Annotated in this window: 11 protein-coding genes and 1 pseudogene; 7 read left to right on the top strand and 5 right to left on the bottom strand. The window is 64.6% G+C overall.

The annotated features are described in order from the left end of the window. Positions 1–158 precede the first annotated feature (158 nt). Positions 159–1,161 (top strand): annotated as a pseudogene (locus FDW83_RS07840) (IS481 family transposase). 295 nt (positions 1,162–1,456) lie between these two features. On the opposite strand, the gene trxA reads toward FDW83_RS07840, so the two are convergent. The 5 genes from trxA to FDW83_RS07865 all read right to left on the bottom strand — a co-directional run bounded on the left by trxA (position 1,457) and on the right by FDW83_RS07865 (position 7,655). Then, complete coding sequence (gene trxA, locus FDW83_RS07845) at positions 1,457–1,783, bottom strand: thioredoxin (protein WP_138137210.1); 327 nt, start codon at positions 1,781–1,783, stop codon at positions 1,457–1,459. A gap of 33 nt (positions 1,784–1,816) precedes the next feature. After that, on the bottom strand, positions 1,817–2,773 hold the full coding sequence (trxB, locus tag FDW83_RS07850) for a thioredoxin-disulfide reductase (RefSeq protein WP_138137212.1): 957 nt from the start codon (positions 2,771–2,773) through the stop codon (positions 1,817–1,819). Between the two features lie 284 nt (positions 2,774–3,057). Continuing rightward, positions 3,058–4,677 carry an ABC transporter substrate-binding protein gene (locus FDW83_RS07855; protein WP_138137214.1) on the bottom strand — a complete coding sequence of 540 codons (1,620 nt, stop codon included), beginning with the start codon at positions 4,675–4,677 and terminating at the stop codon, positions 3,058–3,060. Positions 4,678–4,841: 164 nt separating this feature from the next. Beyond that, entirely contained in the window at positions 4,842–7,088 is a 2,247-nt protein-coding gene (gene murJ / locus FDW83_RS07860; RefSeq protein WP_138137216.1) for a murein biosynthesis integral membrane protein MurJ, read from the bottom strand. 66 nt (positions 7,089–7,154) lie between these two features. Continuing rightward, positions 7,155–7,655 (bottom strand): NUDIX hydrolase, encoded by a 501-nt coding sequence (locus tag FDW83_RS07865; RefSeq protein WP_138137504.1) that lies wholly within the window; start codon positions 7,653–7,655, stop codon positions 7,155–7,157. Between the two features lie 207 nt (positions 7,656–7,862). On the opposite strand from FDW83_RS07865, the gene FDW83_RS07870 reads away from it, so the two are divergent. The 6 genes from FDW83_RS07870 (at position 7,863) to FDW83_RS07895 (ending at position 17,037) form a co-directional block, all read left to right on the top strand. Then, a complete protein-coding gene (locus tag FDW83_RS07870; protein ID WP_138137219.1) occupies positions 7,863–9,371 on the top strand; it encodes a CCA tRNA nucleotidyltransferase in 1,509 nt (502 codons plus the stop codon). Then, positions 9,368–9,952 (top strand): histidine phosphatase family protein, encoded by a 585-nt coding sequence (locus FDW83_RS07875; RefSeq protein WP_138137221.1) that lies wholly within the window; start codon positions 9,368–9,370, stop codon positions 9,950–9,952. Before FDW83_RS07870 ends, FDW83_RS07875 begins: the two co-directional genes overlap by 4 nt. A gap of 355 nt (positions 9,953–10,307) precedes the next feature. Continuing rightward, a complete protein-coding gene (locus tag FDW83_RS07880; RefSeq protein ID WP_138137223.1) occupies positions 10,308–11,768 on the top strand; it encodes a glycosyltransferase family 87 protein in 1,461 nt (486 codons plus the stop codon). Continuing rightward, the gene (locus FDW83_RS07885) at positions 11,761–13,218 is read left to right on the top strand and encodes an NAD(P)/FAD-dependent oxidoreductase (RefSeq protein ID WP_138137224.1); all 1,458 of its coding nucleotides are present in this window, start codon (positions 11,761–11,763) and stop codon (positions 13,216–13,218) included. The genes FDW83_RS07880 and FDW83_RS07885 overlap by 8 nt, the downstream gene beginning before the upstream one ends. A gap of 59 nt (positions 13,219–13,277) precedes the next feature. Beyond that, on the top strand, positions 13,278–15,263 hold the full coding sequence (locus FDW83_RS07890) for a penicillin-binding transpeptidase domain-containing protein (protein ID WP_138137226.1): 1,986 nt from the start codon (positions 13,278–13,280) through the stop codon (positions 15,261–15,263). A gap of 91 nt (positions 15,264–15,354) precedes the next feature. Continuing rightward, the gene (locus tag FDW83_RS07895) at positions 15,355–17,037 is read left to right on the top strand and encodes an ATP-binding cassette domain-containing protein (RefSeq protein WP_138137228.1); all 1,683 of its coding nucleotides are present in this window, start codon (positions 15,355–15,357) and stop codon (positions 17,035–17,037) included. Positions 17,038–17,053: the final 16 nt, after the last annotated feature.

Consider the following 17,053-nt stretch of genomic DNA (forward strand, 5'->3'; position numbering starts at 1 on the left):
ACCTTCTTGTTTCACGTGAAACAAGCGCCCTTTCGGGAGACTCCTAGGTGTACTGTCCCGGCACGCTGGTGACACGGGGTGGGAATTGACGTAATAAAGAGGACTTCCGGGTGTTCTGTGGAGCTTGTCGAGAGCAACACAGATACCAGGAGGTCCTCGTGTCCCACTTTAACGCGATCCTTGCCCCTGCCGGGCGCTTGAAGCCCGCTCAATGCGTGGTGAATCATCATTGGCCGTTGCGCCGCGCGGCTGAACGGTTCAGCGTCTCTGCGCCTACGGCAGCCCGCTGGGCCAAGCGTTACGTCGAGCACGGAGCTGCTGGCATGCAGGACCGGCCCAGCCGGCCGATGAACTGCCCACACCGCAGTGCAGTACGGACAGAACATCGGGTAGTTGGACTGCGAACCTCCAAGCGTTGGGGACCGGCAAGAATCGCTTACCACCTGCCTTGAACATCTCCACGGTCCACCGGATCCTCCACCGCTACCACTGCCCACCGCTGCGCTTCACGGACCCTGCAACCGGGGCGAGGATCAGGCAGGAACGCGCCCGCCGCTATGAGTACGCCTGGCCCGGTGAAATGATCCACGTGGACGTGACAAAAAACTAGGCAGGATCCCGGACGGCGGAGGCCACCGTAGCCTGGGAAGAGTCGTCGGTGATGCGAACAAACGAGCCCGGAATCCTGCTGAAGGCGCCCGGAGGAACCGGGGGCTGCTTCGGGGTTTCACGTTCATTCACCACGCCGTCGATGACCACTCCCGCTACGTCTATTCCGAAATCTTGCCTGACGAGACCAAAGAAACTGCCGCAGCCTTCATGCGCAACGCGATCGCGGCGTTCTCCGCCAAAGGGGTGAAGATCCAGCGGGTGCTCACTGATAACGGTTCCTGCTACCGGTCCAAAGCCTTCGCCCAGGTCTTGGCCGAAGCCGGGATCCGCCACAAACGCACCAGACCCTACCGGCCGCAGACGAACGGAAAAGTCGAACGCTTCAACCGCATCCTCCTGGAAGAGTGGGCCTACGCCCGGCCCTTCGCCTAAGAAATCGAACGCCAAGCCTGCTACCAGGACTTCATCGAGCACTACAAACAGGCCAGGCCTCACACCGCACTAAAAGGTGCCTCACCCGCCAGCCGCGTCACCAACCAACCGCGCTAGTACACCTTGGGGGCCGTACGAGTTGCCGGTACTCCCCGAAAAAGTCGTGTCCGGGTCCCACTTCCTGGGCCAGCTACCGCAGACGAACGAGTAGTCGACATGCTTGCTTCGTTTGCAAACTTAGTCCCGTGAGCATGATTCCTTATGACTCGCTCGGCGCCCAACCGGCCTACCGTTTCACGTGAAACAAGGCCGACGGGGCTCCTCCCCTAGCAAAGCAAGGATATAAAAAAGTGGCCATCACCCGGAGGTAGTGGCCACTTCCAGTGAGGCGTCGAGCACCTCGGACTGAACCCTAGGACAGAACGTCCGAGAACTCCTTTTCAAAGAACTGCTTCGGCTTAGCGCCGATAACAGTGCTCTTCACTTCGCCGCCCTGGAAAAGGTACACCGCAGGAATGGACGTGATCCCGTACTCCGCGGCAATGGAGGGGTTGTCGTCCACGTTAACCTTCACGACATCAACCTTCTCGCTGTATTCAACGGAGATCTCGTCGAGAATGGGCCCGAGCTTGCGGCAGGGACCGCACCACTCGGCCCAAAAGTCTACGATTACCGGCTTTTCCGAGGACAGTACGTCCGTTCCGAAGCTTGCATCGGTTACGTCTTTAGCGTTGCTCATGCCTATTTCTCCTCTGATCGTGAATATTGTGGCTTATGCGGGAAGGTCGGCCAGGTAATGCTCGACGTCAAGGGCGGCCACACATCCTGAACCGGAAGCAGTAATAGCCTGCCGGTACGTGGGGTCGATGACATCACCGGCGGCGAAGACACCCGGAATGCTGGTCCGGGAGCTGCGGCCTTCCACGGCAATGGTTCCTTCGGGCGTCAGGGCAAGGACGTCCTTGACGAGGTCGGTCCGGGGATCATTGCCAATAGCCACGAAGACTCCGGTGACTGCAAGGTCAGCTTCAGTGCCGTCGAGAACGTTCTTCAACTTCAAACCGGTGACTTTGGCGCCACCAAGAACGTCCTCCACCCTGGTGTTCCACATGAAGTTGATCTTCTCGTGGGCGAGGGCCCTGTCAGCCATGATCTTGGAGGCCTTCAGGGAGTCCCGGCGGTGCACCACCGTTACGGACTTCGCGAACTTTGTGAGGAACAGGGCCTCTTCCATGGCCGAGTCCCCGCCACCGATAACGGCGATGTCCTGGTCCTTGAAGAAGAAACCATCACAGGTTGCACACCAGCTAACGCCATGTCCGGAAAGCCGCTTTTCGTTCGGCAGTCCGAGTTCCCGATACGCCGAGCCAGTGGACAGGATGACGGCCCGCGCCTGGAAGGCCTCCCCCGTACCGATGGTGACGGTTTTCACCGGGCCCTTGAGGTCCAGCGAAGTGACATCCTCGAACAGGATGTCGGTGCCGAAACGTGCAGCCTGCTTTTCGAAGTTCTCCATGAGATCCGGCCCCATAATGCCTTCGGGGAACCCGGGGTAGTTCTCCACCTCGGTGGTGTTCATCAGTTCACCGCCTGCAGTAACGGATCCGGCGATCAGCAACGGCTTAAGGTTGGCACGTGCCGTGTAGACGGCTGCCGTGTAACCTGCCGGACCGGAGCCGACAATAATGACATCACGTACTTCGGACGCGGTGTTTTCTGCGATGGTCACGGAACGGTGAACCTCTTCCTTACTTGACGCGCCTCCCCGTGGAGGCCGGCCACATGGCACAACTGAAACTGCACGCTGAATATTCCGGCGCCGGACACGGGACACCGCCGGTGCGTGGCAGAAACCATCCCCGTCAAACGCTCATTCCAGATTACCGTTCCTGCAGGCACTCAAAACCGACTGAGGCGCTTTGCAGCGGATTCCAGGGCCAGCAGCGGATGTAACAAAAAGGCAGCGGCCCTCCCCTAAGCCGGGAAGGGCCGCCAATGCCGTGCGCTATGCCTTTACTGCACCTTGATCTCGGCCAGGCGGATTCCGTAACCATAGCGGGTCTTGGGTGCGGCGAGCCGAGGCAGGGAGTTTATGGAGACGATAACGTACTCCGCCTCCACGGGTTTCGCCAACGGCATGTTGAGGTCTGTGGACGTGAAGCTGTTGGTTCCCACGGCGTTTGCTCCATCCAATGACGGGCGGTCGTTCGTGTAAACGGTGATGTTGCCCCCGGAGCCACCCAGCTGCGAAAGGGTGATGGACGATACGGTCGCGGGGTTCTCCAGTTTCACAACGAGCGGCACACCCTGCGGTGCCAGGCCGCCCCAGTTTTCGCTGGCGAATTCCATGTCAGACCAGTAGCTGGCGGCGTTTCCGTCGTATGCCTTCACCAGGTCGCCATCAAAGGTTGCGGCGAAATCAAAGTTCCCCTGCCGGGAAACACTTTCGATAGCCGGCGGCACTACCGGCGGGGCAGAGGTTGGAGCCTGGGTGGGTGCGGCAGCGGTACCTTCCGGCGCGCTGGTAGTCGCCGGTGCGGGATCGTTCGCCTGCGGCTGGGCAAAGAAACTGCCGAGGTTCGTTACCGCGAACACGAGGCCCGCGATGAGCACGACGGCGAGGAGGCCGCCAACCAGCCAGCGCATGGACCGGGGCTCCCGCCCGGGTTCGTCGCGGTCGCCGTCGTAATCGCCCTGGCCCGCAAAGGAGACGCCAGCGGCTGCCGGCGCTGCGGCGCGGGCGGACATCGCCGATTTCTTCTTAACCGGCTGCGGCTGGTCGGCCGCCTCCTCGTCATAGAGGGCCTGCTGGTCGGCCTGGGCGTAGTCCTCATCCGACCACAGGGATACCTTGGGCTTTCCGGAGGCGGCCGCCGGGGTGGAAGCGTCCGAAGACGCAGCGGCGGAAACATCCCGAACGGGATGTGCGGCAGTTGCCTCCGGATCATTGCCGCCAGCTTTCCTTGCGGCGGAGGCGGCAGCTCCGGCCCCGGCAGCACCGGCGGCTGCCGGGCCGCCAACAGCAGCAGCCCCACCGATAGCGGAGGCACCCTTCCGCTCCGGCGAGGCATCACCGGAGCGGAAGGGGGAATCAGGAGCGGAGCGCCCGGCGGAGGGTGCTGCAGCCGGGCGGGCAGGCGGCTTGGGCGGCACAACGGGAGCCGTGCGGTAAGGATCAACCTGGCTCCGGTGCGGATCGCCGTAGTTGATGTAGCCGGCGTCGACGTTGTCTTCCTCGTCGTACGGTTCGGGCTCATAGGACCGGGGCTGGCCAAAGATTTCACTGCCCAGGGTGTCCGTGAAGAACGGCTCCACGTAGGGCGGGTTGGACGCTACTACAAGGTCCAGCAGGTCCGCCGCGGATGTGTGGTTGGTGATCAGGTACGTGGCGGCATCACTCACACCGAGGTCCAGCACCTGGACGGTGCCGGGCCGTTCCCCGGTGGCAACCTCGCGGGCGCTCTGGGCAACCTGTTCGGTGTTTTGCGGTCCGGCCACCAGGATACTGACGGGCCGGTTGAGGACCTGGTCCACGCCGTCCAGCACCAGATCGTGGTCGTGCGAGGCCAATACGGTGGCTGTGACCTTGTAGCGGCCGCCCAGTACTGATCCGACATCGATCGGGTTGGACACGTGCTCCTCCTAGACTGTCCGGGGCCATGGCATTGGATATCCGGCCCCGTTCACGGACCTGCTGCCCAGCTTGCCCGTGAAGATAACTCCCCCTGTACCTTTTCGATCCTAGCTGATTGCGTCCGGTGCACTGCTGACAACGGCCTCGGGAAACGGCGATGCAATCACTTTTTCCGCGGCTTCCGGCGCTTGAAGTAGGGGTTCTCGCCGGCCTTCCCCTGGAAGGTGCGGCGTCCTGGAAGCGGGATCTGTTCGCGGAGCAGGCCTCCCCGTGCCGTACTCGGCTGGTCCTCGCCGGGCAGGTAGCCGCCACCGGACGTTCCATCCCCGCCCGTGGACGAACCGCCGTCGTAATAATACGAACGTTTATGTGACCGCTCCGGCTCGGGGCCGGCGCGGAAGGACACCGCATCAAACTCCCCGGAGATCCGCGGGATGAGGCCGGTGTCCACCGAGGTGGTGGCGCGTTCGGGGCGGCGGTCACTTGCCTCGGCCGTGGCGCCTTCCACGGAAGGCGTCCCCTCAGGGGCGGACGACGGCGGGGTCCCCCCTGCCGCTGCAGGCGCAGCGGGGCCGCCGCGGCCCAGGCGGCCAAGCAGCGGTCCGATCAGGTCACGGAGTTCGGATACCCGGAACAGCTTGAGCAGCAGGAAGTACGCCACCAGCATGACCGGACCCACCACAATCACCGTTACCAGTGCGGTTACCCGGTCACGCCAGGCGAAGCCGTCCGGGCTGTAGCTGCCCATGAGCCACAGGGCACCCGCACCGGCGATGGCGGAGCCGAGCGCGGCGTACCCCATGCGGATGTACGAGCTGGCGATCCGGGGCCCGTCGAGGTGTCCCAGGATGCGGCGCAGGAACCAGGCGCTGATGACCACGGACAGGATATTGCCCACCATATAAAGGACCGCGATGGCGTAAATGATCTGGTTGACCGGCAGGAACTGGATGGCGAAGGCGCCCGCCACGTAGACCACGGCCAGCAGCAACTGGATGTAGAACGGCGTCCGGGCGTCCTCGTTGGCGTAAAACACCCGGGACATCATGAAGTTCGCGCTCATGAACGGTGTGCTGAGGGCAAGGATGGTGAGGGTCTGGGCCAGCATCACGCCGTCGTTCCGCAGGCCGCCCGAGAAGAACATCCCCAGCGGCCCGGCCAGCGCAAACAAGGCCAGGGCACCGAAAACCGTGGCCACCGCCATGGTGCGCAGCCCGTGCGACAGGGCATCCCGCAGCTCTGCCCGGTTGCCTTCCTGGGATGCCCGGGTCATGCGGTTGAACAGCACCGTGGCCAGGGAAAGGGCGATGATGGAGTGCGGCAGGAGGTACAGCTGGCTGGCCACCTCCAGCACCGCGTTGCCGGGCAGCATGTTGGCGGCGGGGTCGCCTGTTTCCTGCAGCCTCAGGCGTTCGGCGCCGGGGATGGTGGCGATGCGCATGACGTACAGGAACGCGAGCTGCCCGACGGCGGCGGTCAGCAGCGTCCACACGCTCAGCTTGGCTGCCTGGCCAAGTCCCACGCCCCGCCAGCCGAACCGTGGACGGAGGCCCAGGCGCAGGCGCATGACGGGAATCAGCAGGATGGCAGTCTGGGAGACGACGCCGATGGTGGAGAACCCTGCGACGAACACTGTTTGCGTATCGCCCCAGTTGTCCAGAGTGTGCGGGTTGAGTTCATTGCTGCCGAAAATCCAGATGAACATCCCCAGGCCGGCGATGGCCACCAGGTTGTTGAGGATGGGCGCCCACATGGCCGGCCCGAAGGCTCCGTTGGCGTTGAGGACCTGCGTGAGCAGGGCGTAGAGGCCGTAAAAGAAGATCTGCGGCAGGCACCAGAAGGCGAACGTCACTGCCAGGGCCTTCTGTTGCGGCGGGTAGCCCTGGGTGGTGGCGTCGATGACCAGCGGGGCCGCAAGCGTCACCAGCGCCGTAAGGCCCAGCAGGAGCAGGACAGCCAGCGTCAGCAGCCGGCTGATGTAGTCCGCTCCCCTGTCCGGGGCTTTGCTGGCTTTGATGATCTGCGGCACCAGTACGGCGTTGAATACCCCGCCCGCCACCAGGAGGAAGATCAGGTTGGGTAGGTTGTTTGCGTTGATGAAGGTGTCATTGACGGTGGAACCGAGCCCCAGGGCCGTGCCGAGCATCCAGGTTTTCCCGAAGCCCAGGAAACGCGACACAAGGGTTCCCGCCGCCATGATGGCACTGGAACGGGTTTCACTCGCACCCGACGTTGCTGGCGGCACTGCCTCTGCCGGTCCGGCAGCCTGGGCCGCGTCCGCCGGCGCCACCTGGGGGCTGCCTGCGTCCGGGCCGCCCGGCTTGGGGCGGTCCGCGTCCGGGGGCAGGCCGTTGGGGCGGGCGTCGCCAGGGCGGCCGGCGTTGTCGGAGGGAGAGTTGGTAGCTGACATCGAGTTCATCGTCTCACCCGCGGGGGCTTATCACCGCAACCCGGGATGCTGTGTGCAGGCCGGGTCCTACAGATGCCCGGGCAGGACCTCGCGCGCAAGATCGGCGATGCGCCGTTCATTGGGGAAGGACAACTTGCGTGCCAGTTCCTGGATGGGCACCCACGCCACGTCCACGGCTTCCTGGTCGGGATCATTATCGATGGTCAGTTCCCCGCCGGTTGCCCGCAGGAGGTAATGGTGGACCGTTTTGTGGACCCGGTGGCCGCTCACCGTGAACCAGTAATCGATACTTCCCAACGGGGCCAGGATGCTCCCTTCGATTCCCGTTTCCTCGGCAATCTCCCGGACCGCGGCCTCTTCGTTGTTTTCCTTGCCCTCCGGGTGGCCTTTCGGCAGGCACCACTCCAGGCGTCCGCCCCTGTTAAGGCGGGCAATAATCGCAACCCTCAGTTCGGCGTCGGAGGTATCCACCACCACGCCGCCGGCCGATACTTCCTCGACTGTGGGCAGTGAGGCCGGTGCCGAATGCTGGGCAGGGGCAACGTGCGCACCGATCGCCGACGGCAATGGTGCGTTTGTCCTCCTGCCTGGAGCGCTCGGTACTGGATGGGCCATGGAGTCCACTCTAACGACTGTTGCCCGTTCCTGATGACCGGAACATGACACCAAGATGGACGGCATATGACACGGTTTCCCGGCAGCCGGACGATTACCGGGGATCTTGACTCTTTTTTGGCCTGCCGTGCCTCCGCTTTCTGCCAAGCTTAAGTAACTATGGCGCACGCACATCACAAGACTGATTCCCACACCGTCGACTTCCAGGTGGACCCGGTGGTCCTGGAGCTTGGCCAGCGTTTTGTGGACGCCGGCCATGAACTGTCGCTGGTGGGCGGACCCGTGCGCGACCTGTTCCTGGGGCGGAACTCCCCCGACCTGGACTTCACCACGGACGCCACGCCGGACCAGACGGTGGCCCTCATTAGGAAGTGGGCGGACAACTTCTGGGAAATCGGCCGTGCCTTCGGAACGATCGGCATGCGCAAGGACGGGTTCCAGATCGAAATCACCACGTACCGGGCTGAGGCGTACGATCCCGAGTCCCGCAAGCCGGTGGTGGCGTTCGGGTCCTCGCTGACCGATGATCTGCTGCGCCGGGATTTCACCATCAACGCGATGGCCCTGAAACTGCCGTCCATGGAGCTTGTGGACCCCTTCGGCGGTGTCCGCGACCTCCACTCCTACGTGCTGGCCACCCCTGGCGCTCCGGAGGCTTCCTTCTCCGATGATCCTTTGAGGATGATGCGGGCCGCCAGGTTCGCCGCGCAGCTGGGCGTGTCCGTCCGTGACGACGTCCGGGACTCCATGACCCGGATGGCTGAACGGATCAGCATCATCTCCGCGGAGCGGGTGCGGGATGAGCTGGTCAAGCTCATTTGCGGTGCGCACCCCCGCACTGGCGTGGACTTGCTCGTGGACACCGGCCTTGCAGACTTTGTGCTGCCCGAAGTTTCAGCGCTCCGCCTCGAGTCTGACGAGCATCACCGGCACAAGGACGTCTACCAGCATTCCCTGCAGGTGCTGGAACAGGCAGCGGAGCTGGAAACGGACGCGGACGGCCCGGTGCCCGGGCCCGACTTCGTGCTGCGCTTCGCAGCGTTGATGCACGACATCGGCAAGCCGGCTACGCGGCGCTTCGAACCGGGCGGTGCGGTGAGCTTTCGCCACCATGACATGGTGGGTGCCAAACTCACCACGAAGCGCATGAAGGCCCTGCGCTTCGATAATGACACCACCAAGGCCGTTGCCCGCCTGGTGGAGCTGCACATGCGTTTCTATGGCTACGGCGACGCCGGCTGGACCGACTCCGCCGTCCGCCGGTATGTCACCGACGCCGGACCCTTGCTGGAACGCCTGCACCGCCTGACCCGCTCCGACGTGACCACCCGGAACCAGCGCAAGGCGGAACGGCTGGCCTTTGCCTATGACGACCTGGAAGCGCGCATCACCGCACTCAAGGAACAGGAATCCCTGGAGGCCGTTCGGCCGGACCTGGACGGAGCGCAAATCATGGCGCTGCTCGGCCTTAAGCCAGGCCCCGTCGTGGGCAGGGCGTACAAGTTCCTCCTCAATGAGCGGATGGAGAACGGGCCGCTGCCACGGGAAGAGGCAGAGGCGCGGCTGCTCGACTGGTGGGCCGGACAACCTGAATCCGCACCTGCCGCGGTGGAGCCTGAAGAGTCTCCCGACGCCGTCGAACCTTCCCCTGCCAAGGAGTCCAAGTGACCTACCCTGCACTCGCCCCCCGCCCCCAGCTCTGGATCCTGCGCCACGGTGAAACGGAATGGTCCAAGAGCGGTCAGTACACGGGCCTGACGGACCTGCCGCTGACAGTGGAGGGTGAGCAGCAGGCAGTGGAAGCGCGGAAGGTGCTCGACGGCGTCGACTTCGACCTGGTGCTTACCTCGCCGCTGCGGCGTGCCCGGCGGACGGCGGAACTGGCCGGCTTCCCGGACGCGCAGCACGAGCCCCTGGCGGTGGAGTGGAACTACGGTGACTACGAAGGCATCAGCTCGGACCTGATCCGCAAGGACAACCCGGACTACCTCATCTGGACGCACGGCGTTCCTAACGGGGAGACGCTGGACGAGGTGGCGGCCAGGGCCGACAAGATCATTGGCAGGGTCCTGGAGTCCGGGATGGACAATGTCCTGATCGTGGCGCATGGCCACTTTTCCCGCATCCTGACCGCCCGTTGGCTGGAAATGCCGCCTACCGAAGGTCGGCATTTCATCCTCGGGACAGCCAAGGTCTGCACCTTGGGCTGGGACAAAAGGACTCCCGCTATTGTCCGCTGGGGACTGTAAGAATTTTTTATTTTTGTTTCTTTTTGGTTTTTCTCCAGGATTAACTGGCCAGCCGGTAATTGTTGGTGCACCCGGCCTCGGCGCACAACGCGCCCCTGTCCTGGTGCCAGCTGGGCTGGCCGCTTTCCGCACATAAACTTGCAGCCCGCTGTGGGGAACTGTATCGCCCGGCCGTGCCGGATGTTCCTAAGCCCAGGCGTGCACGCATCCCGTTGATGGTCCGGAACCTGCTGGAGCAGCAGCGCGATGACGTCTACGTCCTGCTGCACCAGCAGCCGGGCGGCCTGCGGTGACCCGGACATGCGCTGCGGGACCACGGGCATCATCCATAAGGCACACCGGTAAGCTCGTCTGCATGGAGGAGACCCAGCCCCCGGGGCGCCGAGGCCGGTCCCGACTGGTGGTGCCGAGCCGCAGCGACGTGCTGCTGCGGAATTTCACGGAGGTCATCGGCGGACCCCTCGGCCGCCGGTCCGAGCCCGGCGTCGTCTCCCCGGGACTCTTCACCGTGGAACGGGTCCTGGTCCTCCTCACCGTCATCGCGGCATTCGTCGGGATCCTGGTAAAGGGCTATTGCCGTGTAAACGGCTGGGAGTCCCCCACGCAGTTCTACGCCACCTGCTATTCGGACTTTCCCGATCTCTTCCGCAACCGCGGGCTGGCGGAGGGCGTTTTTCCCGTCCTGGGCAGCCAGTTCGAATATCCGGTCGTCACAGCGCTGGTGGCCGGACTGACCGCCTGGCTGGTCCCGGGAAGCGGCGTGACGGAGGGTCGGGTGCTGGCGTACTTCGACGTCAACGCGGCACTGTTGGCCTGCGCCGTGATCGTGACCGTGCTCGCTACGGCCAGAACGTCGGCCCGCCGTCCCTGGGACGCCGCGATGGTGGCACTTGCACCGGGAATCATCTTTGCCGGGACCATCAACTGGGACCTCTGGACGGTCTGCCTTGTCGCCGTCGGCATGTACTTTTTCGCCCGGCAGCGGCTGGTGCCCGCCGGCGCCCTGATCGGCGTGGCCGCCGCAACGAATGTGTATCCACTGCTGGTGCTGGCGGGTATTGCGCTGCTGAGCGTGCGCACCGGCAGGATTCGCCCCCTGATGGTAACGGGAGGGTCAGCCGCTGCGGCCTGGATCGGAGTCAACCTGCCTTTTGCAGCCGCGAACTTCAGCGGATGGGCCTACTATTTCCAGTTCGCAGCCGGCCGGGATGCCGGCTACGGTTCGCCGTGGTTTGCCTACAACCTGGTGGCCGGAAGGCTTCGCCGGCCCGGGCTCAGTCCGGAAGCGGTGGACGTGCTGTCGCCGGCCCTTTTTGCGGTGCTGTGCGCGGCGATCGCTGTTATGGCGCTCAGTGCACCGCGGCGGCCGCGCCTGGCCCAGCTGGCTTTCCTTCTGGTGGCCGCATTCATCCTGACCGGCAAGGCGTATTCGCCCCAGTTCGTGGTGTGGCTGGTTCCTCTGCTGGCCCTGGCCCGGCCGCGGTGGCGGGACTTCCTCATCTGGCAGGGCGTGGAAAGCCTCCACTGGGCCGCAGTGTGGATGTACCTTGGTCAGGTGACGAGTTCCGGCTCATCCCAGCACAACCTTGACATGCCGTACTACGTCCTGGCCGTGGTTGCCCACATGTTCGCTGTGGCCTATCTGATGGCGCGAATCACCTGGGACATCTACGACCCCCGCTACGATCCCATCCGGCGCCACCACCTTGATGACCCCCACGGCGGGCCCTTCGACGGCGCCCCTGACAGGCTCGCGTGGAAACTTGGCAGCCCCGCATTTTTGAACCGACGACGGAAGGACCTTTTCCATGCCTGACGTAGCCGTGGTGGGGGCCGGTCCCAACGGGCTGGCCGCGGCAGCGGTCATGGCCCGTGCCGGCCTGTCCGTTGAGGTCTTCGAAGCGTCTCCCTCGATTGGTGGCGGGACACGGACCACCGAGCTGATGCAGCCCGGGCATTTCCACGACGTGTGCTCGGCGGTCCACCCCATGGCCCTGGCCTCGCCCTTCTTCCGGGCATTCGAGCTGGCCCGAAGGGTACAGCTGGTCAGCCCCGACATCTCGTACGCCTCGCCCCTGGATGGCGGACGGGCCGCCATCGCATACCGGTCGCTGGACCGCACTGCTTTCGAGCTCGGCCGGGACGGGGCAGCGTACCGGAAGCTTTTCGCGCCTCTCGTCAGACATATCGACGGCGTCATGGACTTCACGCAGAACCAGCTGTTCCGGATTCCCCGCAGCACGCTCGCCGCCGGAATCTTCGGACTGCGGACGGTGGAGCAGGGAACACCGGTGTGGAACGCAAGGTTCCGGGAGGATCTGGCCCCTGCCCTGCTGAGCGGGGTTACCTCCCACGCCATCTCCCACCAGCCCTCCCTCGCCGCTTCAGGTGCGGGATTGATGTTGGGCGCACTGGGCCATGCCCAGGGATGGCCCATCCCGATAGGCGGTTCGATTGCCATCTCCACAGCACTAGCGGAGGACATTCGCGCGCACGGAGGCGTCATCCACACCGACGCTCCCATAAACCGGCTCGAGGAACTTCCCCCGGTCCGCGCCACGCTGCTCAATGTGTCGCCCCGGGGCCTGGGCGCCATGGCGGGTGACTCGTTGCCTGCCCGCTACCGCTCGTCGCTGGAGTCGTTCCGCTACGGGAACGGTTCCTGCAAGGTGGACTTCATCCTGTCGGGTCCCGTTCCCTGGGCCGCTCCCGGATTGGCCGACGCCGGCACGGTCCACCTGGGCGGCACCCGGGAGGAGTTGGCGCATGCCGAAAATGAAGTACACGCCGGGCGGCACCCGGACAGGCCCTACGTCCTGGTGGCCCAGCCCTCACGCTTCGATCCCGGCCGGGCGCCGGCGGGACGGCATACCCTGTGGACCTACTGCCATGTCCCCGCCGGTTCGACGAGGGACATGACCGAGGCCATCACCGCCCAGTTGGAGCGCTTCGCGCCGGGCTTCCGCGACCTTATTGTCCAGTCGAATGTGGTCACCGCCGCCGGGCTGGCGGAGTACAACCGGAACTACATCGGCGGCGATTTCAGTGTGGGCACCATGGACCTGCGGGGCCTGGTGCAAAGGCCGGTGGTTTCCACCGTGCCGTGGCGGACTCCGCTGCCCGGGGTGTACCTGTGTTCGTCTGCCACACCTCCCGGGCCCGGCGTCACAGGGATGCCAGGGCTGCATGCGGCGACATATGCGCTAAAGGACATATTCAGGCTTCCGGTGCCTCCACTGGGAGCAACGGCCACCGGCGGAAGCTGACGTGCAGCAGGGGCCGCAACATGGCAAAAGGGCCAACAAAAGCGGGGCATAATGGCGCGATGGGGAAAATTACAAAAATTTCGGCTGCCCTAGCTGCACTCTCGCTCGGAACATCGCTTGCAGCCTGCGATGACGGCCGCAGCGGCGCAGAGGCCGCAGCCACGCAGCTCGCCGGCGCTGTCTCGGCCCTGGACATCGCGTCCGTGCCTTTTGACGGCAAGGACGCCGGTGCCGCGAACGAGCAGCTGAAGAACGTATTTGCCGCGCTTGAGCCCCAAAAGCCCGTTGTGGAAGCCGGTGATGTCAGCCTCGACGGCGACAGGGCCTCCGCACCCCTGAACTACACCTGGAAGTTCGGGGAGGCAGAGTGGAAGTACACCGTTTCAGCCAAGTTCAAGAAGTCCGGTGACAAATGGCTGACCGTCTGGGATCCCGCCACGCTGGCGCCGGGTCTGGCAGACTCCGAAATCCTGAGCATGGGATCCCAGTCACCGCCGCGTGCCGACATCCTCGGCGCCGGCGACGCTCCGCTGGTGACCTACCGGCCCGTGGTGAATGTCGGTATCGACAAGCCGCAGCTCGGTGGTGCCGATCCCGCTGATTCCGCCGGCAAGCTCGCAGCCCTGGTAGGAATTGATCCTGCCGCCTACACGGAACAGGTCAAGGCCTCGGGCGCACAGGCCTTCGTCCAGGCAATCACGCTGCGTGAGGAGGGCCGCACCATCACGGACGAGCAGATCTCGGCAATTCCGGGCGCGCGCGCCATCAAGGCAACCATGCCGCTGGCGCCCAGCCGCACCTTTGCCCGTGCTGTGCTCGGTTCGGTAGGCGAGGCCAGTGCGGAACAGATTAAAGCATCGGAAGGGGCCCTGTCCCCCGGTGACGTCACGGGCATCGGCGGGCTGCAGCAGCAGTACGATGAACAGCTCCGCGGCACGGACGCCGTCGTCATCCGTGCCCAGCGCGCAGACCTGACCCGCGAGCAGATCCAGTCCTCTGCCACTGATCCGCGCCGGGTGCTGTTCGAGGTGGCGCCCACTCCGGGCACCCCGCTCAAGACCACGCTGGACCCCAGATTGCAGACGTTGGCGGAGGCGACCCTCGCCGAGGTTGACCCCGCTTCTGCCATTGTCGCCCTGCGTCCCTCGACGGGAGCCGTCCTGGCTGTGGCATCCGGGCCCGGCAGCAACGGCTACAACACAGCAATGCTGGGCCAGTACGCGCCGGGGTCGATCTTCAAGATGGTCGACTCCCTGGCAATGTTCCGCAATGGCCTCACGCCGGACTCGAAGGTGGAATGCACACCGACGCTCACGGTGGACGGCAGGACCTTCAAGAACGCCGAAGGATATCCGGAAGGTTCCCTGGGATCGGTGACCCTCCGGGATGCCTTCGCACACTCCTGCAACACGGCCTTTATTGCTGCCCGGGATGACGTTTCACAGCAACAGCTTGAGTCTGCCGCCATGGCCATGGGCCTGGCTGTGGAGGCGCCAACGCTGGGAGCTGAAGCGTTCCTGGGTTCCGTTCCCGGCGAAGCCGCCGGCACGGAACACGCTGCCTCCATGATCGGCCAGGGCAAGGTCCTGCTTTCCCCGCTGGCGGCGGCCATGATGGCGGGTTCTGTTGCCAAGGGCGCACCCGTGTCTCCGCAGCTGGTCTTGAACCCCGACGGCGGTGCTGCCGCCGGGACCACCAGCGGTTCCACGGCGCCGGCCGCCCAGCCCTCCGCGACAGCCACCGCTGAAGCTCCCGCAGCTGCCTCGGACCAACCCATCACAGCGGAAGAAGCCGCCTCGCTCCGGGACATGATGCGCGCCGTCGTCACCTCAGGGCACGCCGGCTTCCTCTCGTCCGTACCGGGCGAACCCGTAGGTGCCAAGACCGGAACAGCAGAGTTCGGCAACGAGAATCCGCCCAAGACCCACGCCTGGATCGTTGCCGTGCACGGCGACCTTGCCGTGGCCGTGTTCGTCGAGGACGGCGGACTGGGAGCCACCACCTCCGGGCCGCTGCTAAAGGAGTTCCTCACCGCCGCCGGCTAGGGTTTTTGGGCAGATATGCGGACTTCCGGGCTATTTTGGACTGCATATCTGCCCAAAAACTCCAGGGGCGGGGCGTGGGAAGATGGAGCCCGTGGCCCATATTGATGTTTCCGGAATCGACTATTTCCTCTCTGACGGCACCCAGCTGCTGAACGGGGTGACCTTCAAGGTTCCGGACGGCACCAAAACCGCGCTGATCGGGCCCAACGGGACCGGCAAGACCACCCTCTTCCGAATCATCGCCGGCGATATCACCGCCGACGACGGCGTCATCGGCCGGTCAGGGAACATGGGAATCATGCGCCAGTTCGTGGGGCAGGTCCGGGATGAATCGACCGTGCGCGACCTGCTGGTGTCCGCGGCTCCGCCCGCCCTGGCTGCCGCTGCCCGCGAAGTGGACCAGGCGGAAATGGCCATGATGGAGCACGACGACGAGCCCACCCAGATGAGGTACGCCCAGTCCATCGTTGACTGGGGTGATGCCGGGGGATACGACGTCGAAACCGTCTGGGACGAAGTGTGCATGGCTGCGCTGGGACTCCCCTATGACCGCGCGCAGCACCGGGCGGCGTCAAGCCTTTCGGGCGGTGAGCAGAAGCGGCTGGTCCTTGAGGCACTCTTCGCCGGCCCGGACGACCTGCTGCTGCTCGATGAGCCGGACAACTATTTGGACGTGCCGGGCAAGCGCTGGCTCGAGGAGAAGCTCAACGGGTCCAGCAAGACCGTCTTCTTCATCAGCCACGACCGCGAATTATTGAACAACGCCGCCGGACGCATCGTGACGCTGGAACCGGGAATCAACGGTGCCTCCGCATGGATCCACGGCGGCGGCTTCGGTTCCTATGTGGAGGCCCGCGCCGACCGCAACGCCCGCTTCGAGGAACTCCGCAAGCGCTGGGACGAGGAGCACATCAAGCTCAAGGAACTCGTCAACATGTACAAGAACAAGGCCGCGTTCCGCTCCGACATGGCCAACCGCTACCATGCAGCCCAGACCAGGCTGGCGAAGTTCCTGGAAGCCGGGCCGCCAGAGGCACTGCCCATCGAACAGAACGTCCACATGAGGCTCAGGGGCGGCAGGACGGCAAAACGCGCCATTGTTGCCGAGCGGCTGGAACTGACCGGGCTCATGAAGCCGTTCTCCACCGAGGTGTGGTTCGGCGACAGGGTGGGAGTCCTCGGATCCAACGGTTCGGGAAAGTCACACTTCCTGCGGCTGCTGGCTACCGGCGGCACAGACCCTGAACGCGGGCACCTGCCGGTTTCCGATGTGCAGATCGCCGAGGTTCCGCACGAAGGGACGGTAAAGCTGGGTGCCCGCATCCGCCCGGGATTCTTCGCACAGACCCACGTACGGCCCGACCTCATGGGCAAGACGCTGCTGGAGATCCTGCACCGCGGTGACGAACACCGATCAGGGCTCGGCCGGGAAGCGGCTGCCGGGGCACTGGACGGCTACGGGCTGGCGGGGCAGTCGGAGCAAAAATACGAGTCCCTGTCTGGCGGCCAGCAGGCACGGTTCCAGATCCTGCTGCTCCAGCTCAGCGGAGCCACGCTGCTGTTGCTGGATGAGCCAACAGACAACCTGGACCTGCATTCAGCAGAGGCACTTGAGCGCGCCATCGACCACTTCGAGGGAACAGTCCTCGCGGTGACCCATGACCGCTGGTTTGCCCGCACGTTCGACCGTTTTTTCGTGTTCGGTTCCGACGGCCGGGTCTACGAGTCCCCCGAGCCGGTCTGGGATGAAAAGCGGGTGGAAAGGGCCCGGTGACCGTCAGAAGCAACTT

It is taken from the genome of Pseudarthrobacter sp. NamE2 (genome assembly GCF_005796205.1).
Classification (GTDB): domain Bacteria; phylum Actinomycetota; class Actinomycetes; order Actinomycetales; family Micrococcaceae; genus Arthrobacter.